We start from the raw sequence: 16,844 nt of genomic DNA, 5'->3' as shown, positions 1-16,844 counted from the left end.
CCGCCTGCCGCGTCACCCGGCCCGCTGGACGCGCGCGCGTTTCGTGGTAGAAGCCCCGGGAAGGCAGCAGACCGAGGCGGCGATGATCGACACGCTCAAGAGCATCTTCACCTGGTGGAACGGCGCGCCCATCGTCACGCGCCTGACCGTCAGCAAGCAGACGAAGGTGGGCGAGGACGAGCTCGGCAACACCTACTGGCGGACCGCCGACGGCAAGCGTCGCTGGGTGCTCTACAAGGGCGAGGCCGACGCCTCCCTGGTGCCGCCGGACTGGCACGGCTGGATCCATTTCACCTGGGACGAGCCGCCGACCGAGAAGCCGCTGCGCACCCAGAGCTGGGAGAAGCCCCACCGCCCGAACCTGACGGGCACCGAGGCCGCCTACCACCCCCCCGGCTCCGTCCTCACCCCCGCCACGCGCCCCCGCGTCGCCGGCGACTACGAGGCCTGGTCGCCCGAGTAAGGCGCGGCCCGAGACCGACCCCGAAGAGGCGGCCCCCCGGGCCGCCTTTTTCGTGCGCGCCCCGGTCCGTCCGACAAGCCGCCGGCCCCGCGCCCCGCGCCGCGCGCGGACCCTCGACCCGCACGCCCGGCCCGACGCGGCGCTCCCGCCGCGCAGGCCTGCGCCGCCGGCGCCGGCACGATCCCCCGACCCGTCCCAGGCGCCCTTCCCACAGGCGCGCCCCTCGCCCCGCGCCGCGGGCGGACCCTCGCCCCGGGCGCGCGGCCCGACGCGGCGCTCCCGCGCCGCCGCCGGCGCAGCCGGCATCGCGACGGACCGCGGCGCGCCCCGGGCGCCCGTCGCCGGACGCGCCCCCGCCCGCCCCTGCGCCGCGGGCGCGACCTCGCCCCCGGCGCCGCGCCCGACGCGGCGCCGCCCGGGGGCGGCCGGGCTCAGCGGGTGAAGACCAGGGCCGAGTAGGCGCCGATGGCGAAGCGGGCGCGGCAGGGGCGGCCGTCGTGCGCGTCCTCCTCGGCCTCGAGGTCGGTCGAGGGGAAGTTGGCGAAGTCGGGGCTGTAGCCCTCCCAGTCCGTGTTCAGCCGAAGCCGCCAGGTCCCGCCGGCGGGCAGGCCCACGGTCACGTCCTCGGCGGGCTGGTGAGCGAAGTTCAGCGCCACGATCGCGCCCGGGTCCTCGCCGTGCTCGAACCGGCGGTAGACCACCAGCTTGCGCGCCTCGTCCATCAGCAGCACCTCCGTCTCCCGCCCCGAGAGCCCGGCCGCGTCACCGACCCGGTCGAGGCGCAGCGCGATCAGGTCGCGGTAGAGGCGCGCGATCCCCCGGTAGGTCCGGTCGAGATCCCAGTCGAGCGGCGCCGAGTCGTCGAACCAGCCGCCCGCCAGGAACTCCTGCCCCTGGAACAGCATCGGGATGCCCGCCGTGGTGAACACCAGAGCCGCCCCCAGCGCCGAGCGCTTCTGCGCCGCCCAGCCCGAGGGGCCCTCGCCGTCGATCTCGTGGGGCACGCGGGCGCGGCCGTTGGCGACCTCGTCGTGGCTCTCGGTGTAGATCACCCGCTGATAGGGGTCGCCCACGCCCGCGTCCGTCACCGCGTCCACCACCGCCTGCATCGAGCGGTCGGCGTCCTCGGCCGCGATCAGCGCCTCGCGGATCGGGTGCACGAAGCCCGCGTCCCACTGCGCGCCGAAGCCGGCGCCGCCCTCCGCCACCGGCCCGGTGATCGCCGCGCAGCGGCGCAGGTCCTCGGCGATGGCGATGCGGCCGGGGAAGCGCTCGGCCATCGCCGCGGTGATCTCCTGCATCAGGCTCCAGCCGTCGGGGATCTGGTCGCCCTCCGAATGCTCGTCCCCCGAGATCGTGCGGATGTAGAGCGTCATGTCGAAGCGCAGCCCGTCGACGCCGTAGTCCGCCAGCCAGTGCAGCGCGTTCTCGACGATGAAGCGGCGCACCTCCGGCCGGCCGTAGTCGGGGCGCGTGTCGCCCCAGGGCGTGTCCGAGCGGTGGTCGTTGTAGAAATAGATCCCGCCCTTCTCCCCCTCCCCCCAGCCGTCGAAGCGCCAGAGGTCGAGGTCCGAGGGCCCGAAGTGGTTGTAGACCACGTCCATCAGCACCGCGAAGCCGGCCTCGTGGGCCGCCCGCACGAAGTCGCGGAAGGCGTCCGGCCCGCCGTAGGCGGTCTCGACCGCGAAGATGTGGGCGGGGTTGTAGCCCCAGCTCAGGTCGCCCGCGAACTCGGCGATCGGCATCACCTGGATCGCGTTCACCCCCAGCCGGCGCAGGCGGTCGAACTTCTCGACGGCCTCGGCGAAGCCCCCCGGCCGCTCGGGGTCCGAGCGGTGGAAGGTGCCGATGTGCATCTCGTAGATCACCATCCGGTTCCAGTCGGGGCGCTGGAAGTTCTCGTCCGGCCGGGGCGGCGGAGCCGTCACGATGCCGTTGCCCACCGAGTTGGTGACCGCCCGCGCCCAGGGGTCGATGCGCGAGAGCGTCCCCTCGGCGGTCGCGACCAGGTAGCGGTATTCCTGCCCCGGCGCGGCGTGGGGGAGGTCGGCGGCCCAGCAGCCGTCGTCCTCGCGGCGCATCGGGTCGGCGTCCCCGGACCAGTCGTTGAAGTCGCCGGTCACGTGCACCGCCTCGGCGTGCGGCGCCCAGACGCGGAAGGCGACGCCGCCCTCATGGGCGACGGCGCCCATCGCGGGGGGAAGGGACTCGGGCGCGTCCGCGCCCCGGTCGGGGGCGTGGGAAGGGGCCTCGCTCATGGCCGATATCTCCTGGAGACGCCGCGGCGGGGAGGTCGCCGCGCACGATCGCTCGGACGTGATATGGACCGCTCCGCGGCCCCGGCCAGCGGCGGCGGGGCCGCGCCTGCGCACGCCGAGGGGAGCGCGCGGGGACGCGGCGGGGCGCCCTGCCCTCTGGACCTCGGCGCGCGAACCCCTAGACATGGGGGCCCGAGACGACGGAGATCCTGCATGGCCAAGGCCGCCGCCCCCGCCCCGGCCGCTCCCGCATCGGCCGCGCCGCCCCGCGCGCCCGAGGGCCGCTCGCGCGACGTGATGATGCGCATGTGGCGCGACTGGCTGTCGCCGCACTGGAAGCGGCTGGCGGTGAACCTGATGCTGATCGGGCTGGTGGCGGGAACCACCTCGGCCTATCCGCTGATCATCAAGAACGCGCTGGACGCGTTCGAGACGCGCGACGTGCAGATGATTTCGCTCGCGCCCTGGCTGGTGATCGCGGCGGTCACGGCGAAGTCGGCGGCGCTCTACGCCCAGCGCCTGCAGACCAACAAGATCCTGTCCGAGGTCGACCGCAACCTGCAGGTCGCGATGTACGGCGCGCTGGTGCGCGCGGACCTCGCCCGGCTGGATCGGGAGGCGCCGGCGGCGACGGCGTCGCGCTTCACCACCGACATCCTGGTCCTGCACACCGCCTGCGAGAAGCTGATCACCGCGCTGATCCGCGACGGGTTGACGGTGATCGGCCTGCTGGGCGCGCTGCTCTGGATCGACTGGGAGCTGACGCTCTACGCGCTCGCGGCCCTGCCCGCCGCCGCCATTCCCATCGGCAACATCGGCCGCCGCCTGCGCCGGATCGCGCGCCGGTCGAACGAGGAGGCCGCCGTCATGGCCGGCCGGGTCGCCGAGGGGCTGGGCGGCATCCGCCTTTCGAAAACCTATCGGCTGGAGGGCTACCTGGCCGACAAGGCCGGCGAGACCTTCGACAGCCTGCGCCGCCTGCGGGTGCGCGCCGCCGACCAGCGCGCGCGCATCGACCCGTTCCTCGAGGGGCTGGCGGGCCTCGGCCTCGCGGTGATCTTCTGGGTGATCGGGACCCGCATCGCCTCGGGCGAGAACTCCATCGGCGAATTCATGGCCTTCGTCTCCTCCTTCCTGATCGCGGGGCAGAGCCTGCGCGGCTTCGGCACGCTCTATGCCGAGATCCAGCAAGGCGCGGCGGCGGGCGAGCGGATCTTCGACGTGATCGACGCGACGCCCGCGATCTCCGACCGCCCCGGGGCGACGGCGCTGCCCAGGCTGCAGGGCGAGCTGCGCTTCGAGGACGTCTCCTTCCACTACGGCGAAGGCGTGCCGGCGCTCGCGGGCGTGTCGCTGACCATCCCGGCGGGGGCGAAGGTAGCGCTGGTGGGCAGATCCGGCGCGGGCAAGACCACGCTGATGAACCTGATCCCGCGGCTCTACGACGTCTCCGGGGGCCGGGTCGCCGTCGACGGCCACGACGTGCGCGACGCGACGCTCGAGAGCCTGCGCGGACAGGTGGCGGTCGTGGGCCAGGACGCGGTGATCTTCGACGACACCATCGCGCGCAACGTGGGCTTCGGCCGGCCGGAGGCGAGCCGGGAGGAGATCGAGCAGGCCCTGCGCGACGCCAACGCCTGGGATTTCGTCTCGGCCCTGCCCGAGGGGATCGACACGCCCTGCGGGGAGCGGGGGCTGAGGTTCTCGGGCGGGGAGCGGCAACGGCTGACCATCGCGCGGGCGATGCTGAAGGACGCGCCGATCCTGCTGCTGGACGAGCCGACCTCGGCGCTGGACGCGGAATCCGAGGCCAAGGTGCGCGCGGCGCTGGACAGGCTGGCGGAAGGGCGCACGGTGGTGGTGATCGCGCACCGGCTGTCGACCATCCGGGACGCCGACCTGATCGCGGCGATGGACGGAGGGCGCATCGTGGAGACCGGGCGCCACGACGAGCTGCTGGAGCGCGGCGGCCTCTACGCCGACCTCCACCGCCTGCAGTTCCGGGAGGGGGCATGACCCGCGGACAGGAGCCCATCGAGAAGCTGATCGAGCTGCTGGCGCGCCTGCCCGGCCTCGGCCCCCGTTCGGCCCGCCGCGCGGCGCTGCATCTCGTGCGCAAGCGCGACCTCTTGCTGGCGCCGCTGGCGGAGGCGATGGCGGAGGTCGCGCGCTCGGTGCGGCCGTGCCTCGAGTGCGGCAATCTCTCGACGGCCGAGCGCTGCGCGATCTGCGCCGATCCCCGGCGGGACGCGGCCCAGATCTGCGTGGTGCAGGACGTGGCGGACCTGTGGGCGATGGAGCGCTCCTCGGCCTATCGCGGGCGCTACCATGTGCTGGGGGGGCTGCTGAACGCGCTCGACGGGACCGGGCCCGAGGAACTGGGCCTGCCGCGCCTCGCCGAGCGGGTGCGCGAGGGGGTGTCGGAGGTGATCCTCGCCCTGCCCGCCACCATCGACGGCCAGACCACCGCCCACTACGTCGCCGACATCCTGCCCGAGGGGGTCCAGGCGACCTCGCTGGCGCAGGGGGTGCCGGTGGGAGGGGAGCTCGACTTCCTCGACGATGGGACCATCGGGGCGGCGCTGCGGGCGAGGCGCAGCCTCTAGCGCAGGCCTGGAGCGGGGCCGGCAGGCGGTCTGCAGGCGCCCTGCGGGCGGGCTTGGCGGGGGTGCGCCTGCTGGGGGCGGTGCGAGGGATGGGGGAGGGCGCAAGCCTCCGGCGGGCTCCTGACTCACCCAAGAACAAGGCCGCGCCTGTTCTCCGCAGCCGTCTCTCGCTGATGGATGCCTGAGCGAATCGGCCCCCGGGGTCAAGGACGAGCCGGCTTCGCCGGTCGCTGCGCGATCCTTGACCCCGGCGGCCGATTCGCTCTTTCCGGCATCCGCGAGAGACGGCTCCGGAGAACAGGCGCTTCGCGGGCGTTGCCGGCGGCGCGCCATGGGCGCGTGGGGCGGGCGGAGGGGGCTGGACGGGGCCGGGGGTCAGGGCGCCTCGGCGGCGCGGCGGAGGAACTCGGCGAGGAACCAGGCGCGCAGCACGCCGCCGGCGCGGGCGTTGCGCTCGGCCGGGGCGCCGCGGTCGAGGGCGGCGAGGTCGGCCTCGAGGCGCGCGACGTCCACCAGCGCCGGCCAGAGCGGGTGGCGCGCGGCCTCGGCGAAGCCCGCTGCGAGGATCGGGCGGCGGGCGGCGGCCATGATCGCGGCGTCGGGCTGGAAGGGGGACTTGTCGGGACGCCGCGCGACCTCGGGCGGGGCCACCCGCTCGAGCATCGCGCGGATCAGGCCGCGGACCTGGCCGCCGCGCCGCTGCAGCCGCGGCGGCGCGGCCATCGCCGCCGACAGCACCCGCGTGTCGAAGAGCGGGCTGCCGTAGGCCTGCACCGCCCGCGGGGGCGCCGCGACGCCCGTGGCCGGGCCGTCCCAGAAATGCAGGTCGCACAGCATCCAGGTGTGGCGGCCCCGCATGCGCACGCGGAACTCCTCGGCGATCGAGCCCGCCCCCACCTCCCACGGGCGGTGGCCCTGCGCGTGCCAGCGCCGGCGCGTGGCGAGGTCGGGCGCGGGGCCGAACTGGCTCTCCCCCAGCCCGTCGCCCCGACGCATCCGCCAGCGCGACGCCAGCGGCGACGAGGCCCACAGCGCCCGGCGCAGCACCTGGCGGCGGCGCGAGCCCAGGGCCCGCATCCGCCGCATCTCGGCCGCCGCCTCCGACCAGGCGCCCGCCCGCAGCCGGTCGTGGAGATAGTTGGGCAGCACGTGCGAGATCACGTAGTCGCCCCCGAAGCCGCCCAGCATCGCGTCCGCCCCCGCCGCCAGCGCCGCCCCGTGCAGGGCGAAGCGGGTCCCCGCGCCCGCGTCGGCGCAGGGCTCGGCCATCCGCCGCCAGGCCTGCTCGGCCCCGTCCAGCGGATCGGCGTCGTCGGAGAAGGTCTCGTGCAGCGCGAGGCCGGGATATCGGGCGGCGAGGGCGAGGCGCGAGGCGCGCTCGGCGGGCTCGGCGCCGCTGGAGGCGCGGCTCGACCAGGCAGGCGCGACCTCGTCCGCGCCGGCGCCGGTGCAGACCAGCGCCGCGATCAGCGAACTGTCGAGCCCGCCCGAGAACAGCAGCGCCGGCGACCGGCCGAGCCCCCGCCAGCGGCTGTCGACGGCGAGGCGCGCGCGCTCCAGCATCAGCTCGACCACGTCGTCGTCGCCGAGGCCCCGGAGCGCCGGATCCGGGCCGGGGGTCCAGTGGGGCGCGAGGCGCAGGCCCCGGTCGTCGACGCGCAGGACATGGGCGGCCGGCGCCTCGTCCACGCCCCGCCAGGCGGTGCGGCCATGCGCGGGGCGGTTGCAGGCGAAGATGTCGGTCAACGCCTGCGCGTCCGGCTCGCGCCCGACCTCGGGGATCGCCAGCAGCGCGTGGGTCCAGTTGGCGAAGGCGACCGCGCCGTCGGCGAGGCGGGCGTAGACCAGCGGCTCGGCCCCGATCGCGTCGCGCAGCAGCGTCAGGCGGGGAACCTGCGGGTCGCAGATCGCGAGCGCGTAGTCCCCTTCGACCGCCTGCGCGGCGGAGTGGAGCTCGTCGAAGCGGCCGGCGGCCTCGGCCGAGGCCACCCGGTCGAGGTCGCGCAGCGGCGCCGGCAGGGGGCGGGTCTCCTCGACCGAGGCGGGGCGGGGGGGCGTCCAGATCCGGGCGAGCCCGGTCCAGATCCGCCCGCCCGGACCGCGGCGCAGCCAGGCGGAGGGGTCGCCCGTCGCCCCCGGCAGCCCCGCCGGCAGCCGCACCGAGAGGCGCAGCACCCGCGCCGCGGGATCGCCGCCGGCGCCGGCGCCGTCGAGATCGGCGCCCGTCCAGCCCGGGTCGGCGAAGGCCGAGGCCATCGCCCGGTGCAGCGCGTCCAGCCGGTCGGCCCGGCCGCGCGGGTCGAAGACGCCGAAGAAACGCGCCGCGGGCATCGTGCCGCAGGGCCCGGGAGGCGCGGCGGCGGCGGACGCGGCGGGGGCCTCGGAGCTCACCGACGGCTCAGGCGGCGGCGCGGGAGAGCAGGCCGCCCTCGACCAGCGCCGCGATGGCGGGGGTCAGGTCCGCCTCGATCCGCTCGGCCGGGGCGTCGTAGTCGGCGGCGAGCGCGTCGATCAGCGCGCCCAGGGTCATCGGGCTCTCCAGCCGCTCCCACACGTCCGAGGCGATGGCGTCGAGGCCGAAATACTCCTCCGACTCCGGGCCGAGCAGCACCAGTTCGTCGTCGCTGACGCGGGCCTCGAGCACGCCCTCGCGGCGGCTGAGCAAGTCGGTGGACTTCACGGGAGGGCTCCTTCGGATACGCGGCGGATCGGGTCAGGGGGTCTCGCCCGCGGCCAGACGCTCGACCGTTCGGCGGGCGAGGGCGAGGGCGGGCTCGGCGGCGGCGAAGTCGCGCGGACGGCGCAGGACGTAGACGGGGACCTCGGCGGCGACCCGGGCGAGCAGGCGGAAATAGGCCCCGTCGAGGCCCATCTGCCGCGGGATCTCGGGCCGCCCGATGGCCCCGCGCAGGGCGTGCAGGGCGGGCAGCGTCGCCAGCCGCTCGAGCTCCAGCGGCGCGTCGGCGGGGTGCAGCCACTCCAGCTTGAAGACGGCGCGCAGGGGGGCGGGCCAGGCCGGCCCGCGGGCGGGATCGACGAGCGCGCGCACGTCCTTGCCCATGCCCTGCCCGGCCGCGAGGATCGGGTCGCCCGCGGCCTCCGCCACGGCCTGGGCGGAGTCGGAGAAGAGCCGCGCGGTGCGCATCGCCCGGTGCAGGCCGACCGGGCGGCCCGGGGCGACGTCGAGGGCGATGGTGTCGTCCCCGGCCAGCGCCCAGTCCCCGCGGGCCATCATCGTGGCGAAGGTGGACTTCCCGGCGCCGGAATCGCCCAGCAGCAGCGCGCCCCCCGCCGGGCCCGCGGCGCCGGCGGCATGAAGGGGCATCGCGCCCCGCTGATGGAGCAGCACGGTCGAGGCGGCGTAGCCGATCTGGACGACCGCCATCTCGCGCGTGGCGCCGGGGCCGATCTCGACTCCGATGCGCCGGCCCTCGGAGACCCGCAGACGCAGGCCCTCCCAGTCGCAATAGGCCTCGGACGGGCTTTCGACGATCCAGGAGCCGTCGAGGCGCTCGGGATGGGCGGGGCCCCGAACGGGGCCGAGGTCGACGCAGACGTCGGCGGGCGCGCCGGGGGGCGCGGGCTCGGCCCAGGGGGCGGGGAGGTCGCCGACGTAGACGAGCCCGTAGGCGCGGAAGCGGTGCCGGGCGGGCGCCGAGGCGTCGGACGCGGCGAGGGCGTCGGGCGCGGAGACGGAGTCGGGCGCGACGAGGGAACGGGCTTCGCTCATGCGGCCGCCCTCCGTCCGGCGCGCCGCCGGGCGCCATGATGTCGCGCGCAATCCACCGATCGCTTCCCCATGCCGCCCGCCCCGCGCCGGATCGCGCGGAACAGGCCTTCTCCGGGTCGCCCCGGTTCCGACCGCGAGAGCCGCGCGCACACCCGCGCGGAGCATCCGGGCGAAGGCCGCCTCCCCGGGTCCCATCCCGAGGCCGGCCGGTCGCCTTGTCTCGCCGTGTCGCTCTGTCATACATGACGCGGGTGTGCAACTCACGGGGGAAACGACGTGAATCCTGCGCGGAATGACGCGGCGCCGGAGGGGGATCCGCGCGCCGCCTGGCCGGCCTTCGGCGGGCTGACGCCCGCCGCCACGCCGCTGGGCGCGGCGACCGCGGCGGCGATGGCGGGGGCCGGCCTGCGCCCCCCGCGCCGGGTGCTGCTGCTGGAGGCGGGGATCGGCGTCGGGCTCGCCGCGATCGCCGCGGCCGGCGCCGGCTCGGAGCTGGAGGTCTGGGGCGCGGAGAGCGATCCGGAGCTCGTCGCCGAGGCCCGCGCCCTGCTCGACGCGGCCGGGCTGGACGCGCGGGTGATCGAGGCGGGGCCCGGCGGCCTCGCCGCGATGGACCTGCCCGAATTCGACCTCGCGCTCGCCCCCTGGGGCTGGGACCTGCTGGACGAGACGGCGCGCGCCGCGGCGCTCGCCTTCCTGGGCGCGCGGGTGGCGCCGGGGGGCGGGTTCCTGTGCGCCTTCTCGGTGCAGCCCGGCGCCCGGCCGGAGACCGCGCTGCGCCAGCTCGTCGCCAACCGCTGGGCGGCGGCGCCCGCGGGCCTCTCGGGCGCGGCGCGGCGCGACTGGACGGTCGAGGCGCTGCGCCGGGGCTTCGGGGCCTCCTACCGGCTGGTGCGCGAGACGCCGCGATGGGCCGCGACGCTCGCGGCCATGTCGGCCTGCACCCCGGCGATGTTCGAGCGGGCGTGGATCGCCCCGGCCGCCGAGCTGCGCGGGATGCGCGACTTCGGCCGGGAGCTGCGCGCGGCGGGGTTCGAGACCCTGGTCCCCGGCCGGCCGGAGCGTCTGGCGCGCGATCTCGACATGTCCGCGGCCCAGGCCGCCGAGGTCGACGCCTGCCCCGATCCCTGGTCGGCGGCGGAGCTCGCGGACCTGATGATGTGGCGCGTCTCGCGGCTCGATCTGTTCATCCGGCCCGGCGGTCCGGCCCCCGATCCGGGGGCGGTTCGGCTGCGCGGGCTGGGGGCGCCGGGGCTCGCCGAGACGGGCGAATTGCGCACCGAAGGTCTGCTCGGCGCCGCCGCCCTGTCGCGGGCGGTCTACGGCCCGATGCTGGCGCGGCTGGAGCGGCAGGAGACCGCCTCGCTGACCGAGCTCGCCGCCGACGCCGGGCGCCCGCTGGAGGCGACGATTCCCCTTGCAGGGGCGCTGATCGGGGCGGGTCTGGCCGCGCCCGCGGCCTTCGCAGCGCCCGCCGCCGTCCCCGTCGCGGCCCACGCGGCCAGCGCCCGCCTGACCGAGGTCCTGGCGGCGCGCGGCCACGGCCGCTGGAGCGTCTCCGCGCTGCTCGGCGGCGCGGTGGCGACGCCGGTCCCGACGGCCGCCGCGGCAGCCCGCGCGCTGGGCCTGACTTCAGGGTGAACGTTCCCGCCGCAATGCAAAAAATGCGTTGCGATCGAGTCCATGGTGCGTATGCTGCGTGTGGGTGTGATGCAGACTCACGAGGTGAGCCTATGAACAAAAAAGTTTGGCTGGAGCCGAAAGTTTCGAAACTCTCGGTTCGGGAAATGACCAAGGGCACTGGCGGCCCGCCGAGCGATGTGTGCGGCGGCAGCGGCGCCATCATCGACTGCAGCATCCCCTGATCGGGGACTGCTGAGGCAGGGAGCCTTCGGGACGCATGACGCTCCCGGACCGAGCTCCGAAAGTCCGAAAGCGCGCCTCAGGGTGCGCTTTCTTGATTCCGGGGGCGCCCTTCGTGCGCGTCCCCACCCGCTCCCGGACCGCAGACGCATGAGCCCTTCCCCCACGCGCCGTTCCGCCGGAGACGTTTTGGCCCTGATTCCAGCGCTTTGGTGGATGCTGCGCGCGCAGCGCCTGTATCGCGCCCTGCCCGCCTCGGAGCTGCTGCGGCGGCTGCGCGCCCCGGCGCGCGCCCGCGCCGCGGACGCGGCGGCCGCCGGGTTCGGGCCCGGGGACGGCGAGCGGATGCGCGTGGCGCTGGCCCGGATCGGCCGGCGGCTGCCCGGCCGGGCCGACTGCATGGTGCAGTCGCTGGCGGCGCGGATGTGGCTCGACCGGCGCGGCGTGCCCTTCGCGTTCCGGCTGGGGATGCGGCGCGGCCCCGCGGGTCTGGGCGCCCACGCCTGGATCGAGGTCGGGGGGCGGGTCGTCACCGGCGGGCTCGCGGTGCAGGATTTCGCCGACTTCGCAGGCGCAGCGGAAACCGATTCGAGCGGCGCCTCGGCGGGCGATCGGCCGGCCTGAACGGCGAAGGGCCCGGCCTTGCGGCCGGGCCCTCCCCGTTTCGCCTGCGTCCCGCCGTCCCGCCGTCGCGGCGGACGCGGGGCCGGCCTCAGGCCTTGCCCTTGTAGATGTCGACCAGCTTCTGGAGCATCGCCAGCGCGTCCTCGCGCGGGCGCTGGAAGGTGTTGCGGCCGATGATCGAGCCGTTGCCGCCGCCGTCGCGGATCGCGCGGGCGTCGTCGTAGACCGAGTCCTCGCCCTTCTTGGCGCCACCCGAGAAGACCATGATGCGGCGGCCGCCGAAGGCGCTCTCGACGCAGTGCTTCACGCGCGCGGCCTGGGTCGAGACGTCGATGCCCTGCTCCTCGTAGACCTTCTTGGCCTCGGGCAGCATCAGGTGGTCGGTCGACAGCTTGATCTTGATGATATGGGCGCCGATCAGCGCCGCGATCTGGGCGGCGTAGGCGGCCACGTCGATCGCCGTCTCGCCTTCCTTGGAGATGCCCTCGCCGCGCGGGTAGGACCAGATCACGGTCGCGATGCCGACCTCGGCCGCCTCGTTGCGCATCTCGACGATCTCCTCGAACATGTCGAGGGCGCAGTCGGAACCGGGGTAGATGGTGAAGCCGATGGCCGAGCAGCCCAGCCGCAGCGCGTCGGAAACGTTGGCAGTGACCGCCTGGTCCTTGCCCGCCGAGCCCGACATCAGCGAGTTGGCCGAGTTGCACTTCAGGATGGTCGGGATCTGGCCGGCGAAGGTGTCGGCGCCCGCCTCGATCATGCCCAGCGGCGCGGCGTAGGCGTTGAGGCCGGCGTCGATCGCCATCTGGTAGTGGTAGTGCGGGTCGTAGCCCGCGGGGTTCGGCGCGAAGGAGCGCGCGGGCCCGTGCTCGAAGCCCTGGTCCACCGGCAGGATGATCATCTTGCCCGTGCCGGCGAGCTTGCCGGTCATCAGCATCCGGCAGAGGTTCGCCTTCACGCCGGGGTTGTCGCTCTCGTATTTCGAGAGGATCTGCTTGACGGTGCGCGTCGCTTTCATGGGAGCTCCTGGGCCGTTAACGCCGGTTCGAACAGGTCGCTCAGTCGGGTAGCCCGCCGGCCCCGCAGGGTCAAGCGGCGGGGGGACGCGGGCGCGAGATGCCGCGGGCGATGGGCGGATTCAGCCGTCGGTCAGCAGGATTCCGCGCCGCGACGAGGCCATAACGCCGTCTGAGCGCCGGATTCGGCCAAATCGCGCCGGAAGCCTGAACGCCCGCTCACCCCCGCCGGACGGTTCCGTTCCGCAACGCGTAGCCCGGCGCCCGGCCCGCCCTCCGGGGGGCGCCGAAAGCGCGCGGTCGACAGCGCGCCGCGGGGCGCTAGCTTGTGCGCACGGCGCGCCGGACGCGCGCCCTGCGCACCCGGCCGGGCTTGGGGGATGAGATGTTCGAGGCATTGATCGCGCTGGCGCTGGCCGCTGCCGCGGCCGGGGCGGCGACGACGGGGGTCCTGTTCCAGCCGGGCGAGTGGTACCGCAGCCTGGCGAAGCCCTCCTGGACCCCGCCCAACGTGCTGTTCCCCATCGCCTGGACGCTGCTCTACGCGATGATGGTGATCGCGGCCTTCCGGGTGGCGACCGGTCTCGCGAGCGGCGCGCTCCCCGCGGGGAGCGAGCTGCATGCCGTCGCGGGCCTGTGCCTGTGGGGGACCCAGCTCGTGCTCAACGCGATGTGGTCGCCGATCTTCTTCGGCGCCCGCAACGGGCGCGCGGGGCTGATCTGCATCGGCGCCCTGTGGCTCGCGGTGCTGGGCACGCTGATCGCCTTCGCCGGCGCGGACCCGGTCGCGGCGGCGCTGTTCGCGCCCTACCTCGTCTGGGCCTCCTACGCCGGCGCGCTGAACGCCGCGATCCTGCGCCTGAACCCGCCGGAGGCGTTCCGCGCCCCCGGCGGCTGAGGCGCTACTCGGCCCGCGCCAGCCAGGCGTCGAAGGCCCGGCCGCGCAGCAGCTCGCGCCGCACGTTCCAGAAATCCGCTCCGCGGGCCATCATCCGCCGGTCCAGCAGGTCGCGCCGCATCGCCGAGCCGCGGTCGCCCAGCGCCGCGGCCAGCGTGTAGCCGAGGTAGGCGCGCTCGTAGTTGCGCGCCACCTCGCGCCCCGCTTCCAGGCGCGCGGCCTGCGCGGCCACGATCACGCGGGGCGCGCCGGGCTCGAGCAGCGGGTCCGCGTCGCCCACGTCGGCGCCGGCGTCGTCCTGGGCGGCGATCACCTCGGCGAGGCCCAGCTCGATCTCGATCTCGTCCATCCGCGCCGCCGCGTCGGCGCGCCCGGAGGCGGCGACCGCCAGCAGCATCCGGTAGGCCTCCGACGGCTCGGTCTTCGAGATCATCCCGGCCAGCATCACCGTGGCGTCGAGGTCGCCCGCGTCGACCAGCGGGCGCAGCAGGCGGCGGGCCAGCGTCGGGGCCTCGGGGGCGCCGCGACCCTCGGCCAGCGCCTCGGCCAGGGCGCGCAGACGCTCGGGCGGCAGGGACCCGGGGTCCTCGGTCGCCCGGCGGACCTCGGCGGGGCTGGCGGCGTCCTCGGGCGGCGGGTCGTCGCCCGCGGGCAGGCGCACCTGCACCGAGGCGAGCAGCCCGGCCGGGTCGTCGAAGAGGCCGGTCTCCAGCCACAGCTCGTCCCGGGGCACGATCTCGACCTCCATCGCCCCGCCCTCGGCGGCGACGCGGGCGGCGGCGGCGGCGAGGCGGCCGGCGATCTCCTCGGCCTCCTCCGACAGCTCCGCCGTCTCGCCGGGGGCGAGGATCGCGTGCAGCCCCTCGCGGAACACCTCGGCCAGCGCGTCGGGGTCCGACTCGTAGCCCGCGAGCCGCACGGCGCGGGAGATCAGGCCCTGCTCGTCCACCCGGATCGCCAGCCGGTCGAAGCGCGCCGAGGGCAGCGGGGAGGAGCGGCTGAAGCCCGGGTTCACCGGCCAGAAATAGCCCAGGTCCAGCTCCACCTGCAGGTCCAGCGCCTCGGCGGCCGCGGCGGCGAGGTCGACGGTCAGCGCCGAGGAGCTGGGATCGTAGGTCAGCCGCAGGTCGAGCCCGTCGATCTCGAGCCGCTCGTAGCCCGCCCGCTCCGCCTCCGCGGCGAGCCAGGGCGGCAGGCAGTCGAGCGAGGCGGTCCCCTCGTGCAGGCCCAGCACCGTCTCGCCGGGGCCGAAGACGGCGCCGGGGAAGACCTCGACCCGGCCGATGTGGATCTCGCACCAGCCCTGCTCGACCGGCGGCGAGAGGTGCAGGCCGGAGATCATCACCTCCTCCCCGCCGGGACCGATGGCGAAGCCGTCGTAGGTGACGTCCATGGTCGAGCGCAGGGAGGAGAGCGCCACCTCGATGGCCAGGCGCAGGGTGGGCTCGGAGATCCGGCCGAGGCCGAGCGCGTCGAGCAGACCCTGCCCGGCGGCCGGGCGGGGCGCGACGGCCACGCCGGCGCCCAGACAGGCGACGGCCGCGACGGCCGCGATGCGGGGGGAGGGTCGCTGCATTCTTCTCCTCATGCGCGGCGCGCGGCCGTCGACGGGGGCGCCGCGGGGGCGCGGCGGCGGTCGACGACGAGCATGGGCAGAGGATTGGGACGGCGAAAGGGCGCCCCGATGGCGCCGGCCCCCGGTGGGAGGCGGCCGGCGGACGCAGCGGCGCCCGCCGGCCGGGGGGATCAGCTCTCCAGCGCCGCGACGCCCGGCAGGGTCTTGCCCTCGAGCCACTCGAGGAAGGCGCCGCCGGCGGTGGAGACGTAGGAGAATTTCGCCGCGGCGCCGGAGGCGTTCAGCGCCGCCACCGTGTCGCCGCCGCCGGCGACCGAGAGCAGCTTGCCCGCGGCCGTCAGCTCCGCCGCGCGGGTGGCGGCGGCGTCGGTGGCGGCGTTGAAGGGCTCGATCTCGAAGGCGCCCAGCGGGCCGTTCCAGACCAGGGTCTTCGAGGCCTCGAATTGCGCGGCCACCGCGGCGACCGCCTCGGGGCCCGCGTCGAGGATCATCGCGTCCTCGGGGCACGCGGTCGCCGGCACGGTCTCGTTGGCGGCGCCCGCCTTGAACTCGCGCGCCACCACCACGTCGGCGGGCAGCAGAAGCTTGCAGCCGCGGACCTCGGCCTTGGCCATCACCTCGCGGGCGGTGTCGAGCAGGTCGTGCTCGCACAGGCTCTTGCCCACGCCGATCCCCTGGGCGGCGAGGAAGGTGTTGGCCATGCCGCCGCCGATGACGATGGCGTCGACCTTCTCCATCAGGTTCGACAGCAGGTCGAGCTTGGTCGAGACCTTGGCCCCGCCGACGACCGCGGTGACCGGCCGCTCGGGATGGGCCAGCGCCTTCTCGAGCGCGGAGAGCTCCGATTCCATCAGCCGGCCGGCGGCGGAAGGCAGCAGGCGCGCGAGCCCCTCGGTCGAGGCATGCGCGCGGTGGGCGGCGGAGAAGGCGTCGTTGACGTAAATGTCGCCGAGCTTCGCCATCTGCGCGGCGAGCGCGGGGTCGTTCTTCTCCTCGCCCGCGTGGAAGCGGGTGTTCTCGAGCAGCAGGGTCTCGCCCGCGCCCAGGGCGGCCACGGCGGCCGCGGCGGTCTCGCCCACGCAGTCGGAGGCGAAGGCGACCGGCGCGCCGATGGCGGCCTCGAGCGCGGGGCGCACGACGGCGAGGCTCATCTCCGGCACGACCTGGCCCTTGGGCCGGCCGAAATGGGCCAACAGGATCGGCTTGCCGCCGGCGGCGAGGATATCCTTCACGGTCGGCAGGATGGCGCGGATGCGGGTGTCGTCGGTGACCTTCCCGTTCGACACCGGCACGTTGACGTCCACGCGCACCAGCACGCGTTTGCCGGAGAGGTCGAGGTCGTCGAGGGTCTTGCGGCTCATGGAATTCGGCTCTCGCGATCGGGAGGGGGCGTTTCTCGGGCGGATATAGACCGCAAGCGACGCGGGGGGCGCAAGGGCGCCGGGGTCGCGCGCAGGTGCGGGACGGCGACACGGCCCCCGGGTTAAGGCTGATGCAGGGTGGAGTGCGCCCCTCGGAGTGGGCAGGTCGGCCGGGTCTGAATTGACCGGGGGCGGGCTTTCCGATGAGGAAGGTCCATGCCAAGACGCCATCGCAGCCACAGCACCGAATTCAAGCGCCAAGTCGTCGCCGAGTATCATGCCGGCGAGACCCTGCACGCCCTGTCGCGCCGCCACGATCTCTCGCGGAACCTGGTCCGCGTCTGGGTCGAGAAGGCGGAGACGGGCGCCTTCGACGACGAGGAGGTGGCCGCCGAGCTGCTCTCCGGCTACGAGGCGCGGATCGCCGCGCTGGAACGCCTGGTCGGTCG

14 protein-coding genes are annotated in these 16,844 nt (G+C 75.3%); 7 read left to right on the top strand and 7 right to left on the bottom strand.

What is annotated here, in order from left to right; translation table 11 throughout:
* Positions 1 to 82: 82 nt before the first annotated feature.
* Positions 83 to 463, top strand: a complete 381-nt coding sequence (locus BM064_RS23780; protein WP_092865079.1) for an NADH:ubiquinone oxidoreductase subunit NDUFA12 — start codon at positions 83 to 85, stop codon at positions 461 to 463.
* Positions 464 to 894: 431 nt separating this feature from the next.
* On the opposite strand, the gene BM064_RS23775 is transcribed toward BM064_RS23780, so the two are convergent.
* Positions 895 to 2,721 (bottom strand): alpha-amylase family glycosyl hydrolase, encoded by a 1,827-nt coding sequence (locus tag BM064_RS23775; protein WP_218161119.1) that lies wholly within the window; start codon positions 2,719 to 2,721, stop codon positions 895 to 897.
* Between the two features lie 213 nt (positions 2,722 to 2,934).
* Here BM064_RS23775 and BM064_RS23770 point away from each other — a divergent pair, with 213 nt between their 5' ends.
* Entirely contained in the window at positions 2,935 to 4,737 is a 1,803-nt protein-coding gene (locus BM064_RS23770) for an ABC transporter ATP-binding protein (RefSeq protein ID WP_092865076.1), read from the top strand.
* Positions 4,734 to 5,327: a recombination mediator RecR gene (recR, locus tag BM064_RS23765; protein ID WP_092865073.1), complete on the top strand. Its 594-nt coding sequence runs from the start codon at positions 4,734 to 4,736 to the stop codon at positions 5,325 to 5,327. Before BM064_RS23770 ends, recR begins: the two co-directional genes overlap by 4 nt.
* 375 nt (positions 5,328 to 5,702) lie before the next feature.
* Here recR and BM064_RS23760 read toward each other — a convergent pair whose 3' ends face one another.
* The 3 genes from BM064_RS23760 to BM064_RS23750 are packed head-to-tail and all read right to left on the bottom strand — an operon-like array spanning position 5,703 to position 9,057.
* Positions 5,703 to 7,718: an asparagine synthase-related protein gene (locus BM064_RS23760; protein ID WP_092865070.1), complete on the bottom strand. Its 2,016-nt coding sequence runs from the start codon at positions 7,716 to 7,718 to the stop codon at positions 5,703 to 5,705.
* 7 nt (positions 7,719 to 7,725) lie between these two features.
* The gene (locus BM064_RS23755) at positions 7,726 to 8,007 is read right to left on the bottom strand and encodes a PqqD family protein (RefSeq protein ID WP_092865067.1); all 282 of its coding nucleotides are present in this window, start codon (positions 8,005 to 8,007) and stop codon (positions 7,726 to 7,728) included.
* A 33-nt stretch (positions 8,008 to 8,040) separates the two neighbouring features.
* Entirely contained in the window at positions 8,041 to 9,057 is a 1,017-nt protein-coding gene (locus BM064_RS23750) for a hypothetical protein (RefSeq protein WP_092865063.1), read from the bottom strand.
* Positions 9,058 to 9,333: 276 nt separating this feature from the next.
* Here BM064_RS23750 and BM064_RS23745 point away from each other — a divergent pair, with 276 nt between their 5' ends.
* Together BM064_RS23745 and BM064_RS23740 are read left to right on the top strand one after the other, a co-directional pair.
* On the top strand, positions 9,334 to 10,698 hold the full coding sequence (locus BM064_RS23745) for a class I SAM-dependent methyltransferase (protein WP_092865060.1): 1,365 nt from the start codon (positions 9,334 to 9,336) through the stop codon (positions 10,696 to 10,698).
* Positions 10,699 to 11,109: 411 nt separating this feature from the next.
* The gene (locus BM064_RS23740) at positions 11,110 to 11,544 is read left to right on the top strand and encodes a lasso peptide biosynthesis B2 protein (RefSeq protein WP_177236388.1); all 435 of its coding nucleotides are present in this window, start codon (positions 11,110 to 11,112) and stop codon (positions 11,542 to 11,544) included.
* 88 nt (positions 11,545 to 11,632) lie between these two features.
* Here the strand turns inward: BM064_RS23740 and BM064_RS23735 are convergent, their stop codons facing one another.
* On the bottom strand, positions 11,633 to 12,562 hold the full coding sequence (locus BM064_RS23735) for a class I fructose-bisphosphate aldolase (RefSeq protein ID WP_092865054.1): 930 nt from the start codon (positions 12,560 to 12,562) through the stop codon (positions 11,633 to 11,635).
* Positions 12,563 to 12,945: 383 nt separating this feature from the next.
* Here BM064_RS23735 and BM064_RS23730 point away from each other — a divergent pair, with 383 nt between their 5' ends.
* Positions 12,946 to 13,458 (top strand): TspO/MBR family protein, encoded by a 513-nt coding sequence (locus BM064_RS23730; RefSeq protein ID WP_092865051.1) that lies wholly within the window; start codon positions 12,946 to 12,948, stop codon positions 13,456 to 13,458.
* A 4-nt stretch (positions 13,459 to 13,462) separates the two neighbouring features.
* Here BM064_RS23730 and BM064_RS23725 read toward each other — a convergent pair whose 3' ends face one another.
* On the bottom strand, positions 13,463 to 15,034 hold the full coding sequence (locus tag BM064_RS23725) for a sel1 repeat family protein (protein WP_092865048.1): 1,572 nt from the start codon (positions 15,032 to 15,034) through the stop codon (positions 13,463 to 13,465).
* 170 nt (positions 15,035 to 15,204) lie between these two features.
* On the bottom strand, positions 15,205 to 16,395 hold the full coding sequence (locus BM064_RS23720) for a phosphoglycerate kinase (protein ID WP_092865045.1): 1,191 nt from the start codon (positions 16,393 to 16,395) through the stop codon (positions 15,205 to 15,207).
* A gap of 216 nt (positions 16,396 to 16,611) precedes the next feature.
* Between BM064_RS23720 and BM064_RS23715 the strand changes: the two genes are divergently transcribed.
* Positions 16,612 to 16,844, top strand: a 233-nt coding sequence (locus BM064_RS23715) for a transposase (RefSeq protein ID WP_092865287.1), incomplete at its 3' end; no start/stop codon positions are given.

The organism is Albimonas pacifica (assembly GCF_900113695.1).
Lineage (GTDB): Bacteria > Pseudomonadota > Alphaproteobacteria > Rhodobacterales > Rhodobacteraceae > Albimonas > Albimonas pacifica.
This window is presented reverse-complemented; position numbering and strand designations above follow the sequence as displayed.

What these genes read in the sequence shown, in the direction of transcription:
- BM064_RS23730 (WP_092865051.1), top strand. Translation starts at nt 12,946, where the DNA reads ATGTTCGAGGCATTGATCGCGCTGGCGCTGGCCGCTGCCGCGGCCGGG.
- BM064_RS23735 (WP_092865054.1), bottom strand. Translation starts at nt 12,562, where the DNA reads ATGAAAGCGACGCGCACCGTCAAGCAGATCCTCTCGAAATACGAGAGC.
- BM064_RS23770 (WP_092865076.1), top strand. Translation starts at nt 2,935, where the DNA reads ATGGCCAAGGCCGCCGCCCCCGCCCCGGCCGCTCCCGCATCGGCCGCG.
- BM064_RS23720 (WP_092865045.1), bottom strand. Translation starts at nt 16,395, where the DNA reads ATGAGCCGCAAGACCCTCGACGACCTCGACCTCTCCGGCAAACGCGTG.
- BM064_RS23725 (WP_092865048.1), bottom strand. Translation starts at nt 15,034, where the DNA reads ATGCAGCGACCCTCCCCCCGCATCGCGGCCGTCGCGGCCGTCGCCTGT.
- BM064_RS23775 (WP_218161119.1), bottom strand. Translation starts at nt 2,721, where the DNA reads ATGAGCGAGGCCCCTTCCCACGCCCCCGACCGGGGCGCGGACGCGCCC.
- BM064_RS23780 (WP_092865079.1), top strand. Translation starts at nt 83, where the DNA reads ATGATCGACACGCTCAAGAGCATCTTCACCTGGTGGAACGGCGCGCCC.
- recR (WP_092865073.1), top strand. Translation starts at nt 4,734, where the DNA reads ATGACCCGCGGACAGGAGCCCATCGAGAAGCTGATCGAGCTGCTGGCG.
- BM064_RS23750 (WP_092865063.1), bottom strand. Translation starts at nt 9,057, where the DNA reads ATGAGCGAAGCCCGTTCCCTCGTCGCGCCCGACTCCGTCTCCGCGCCC.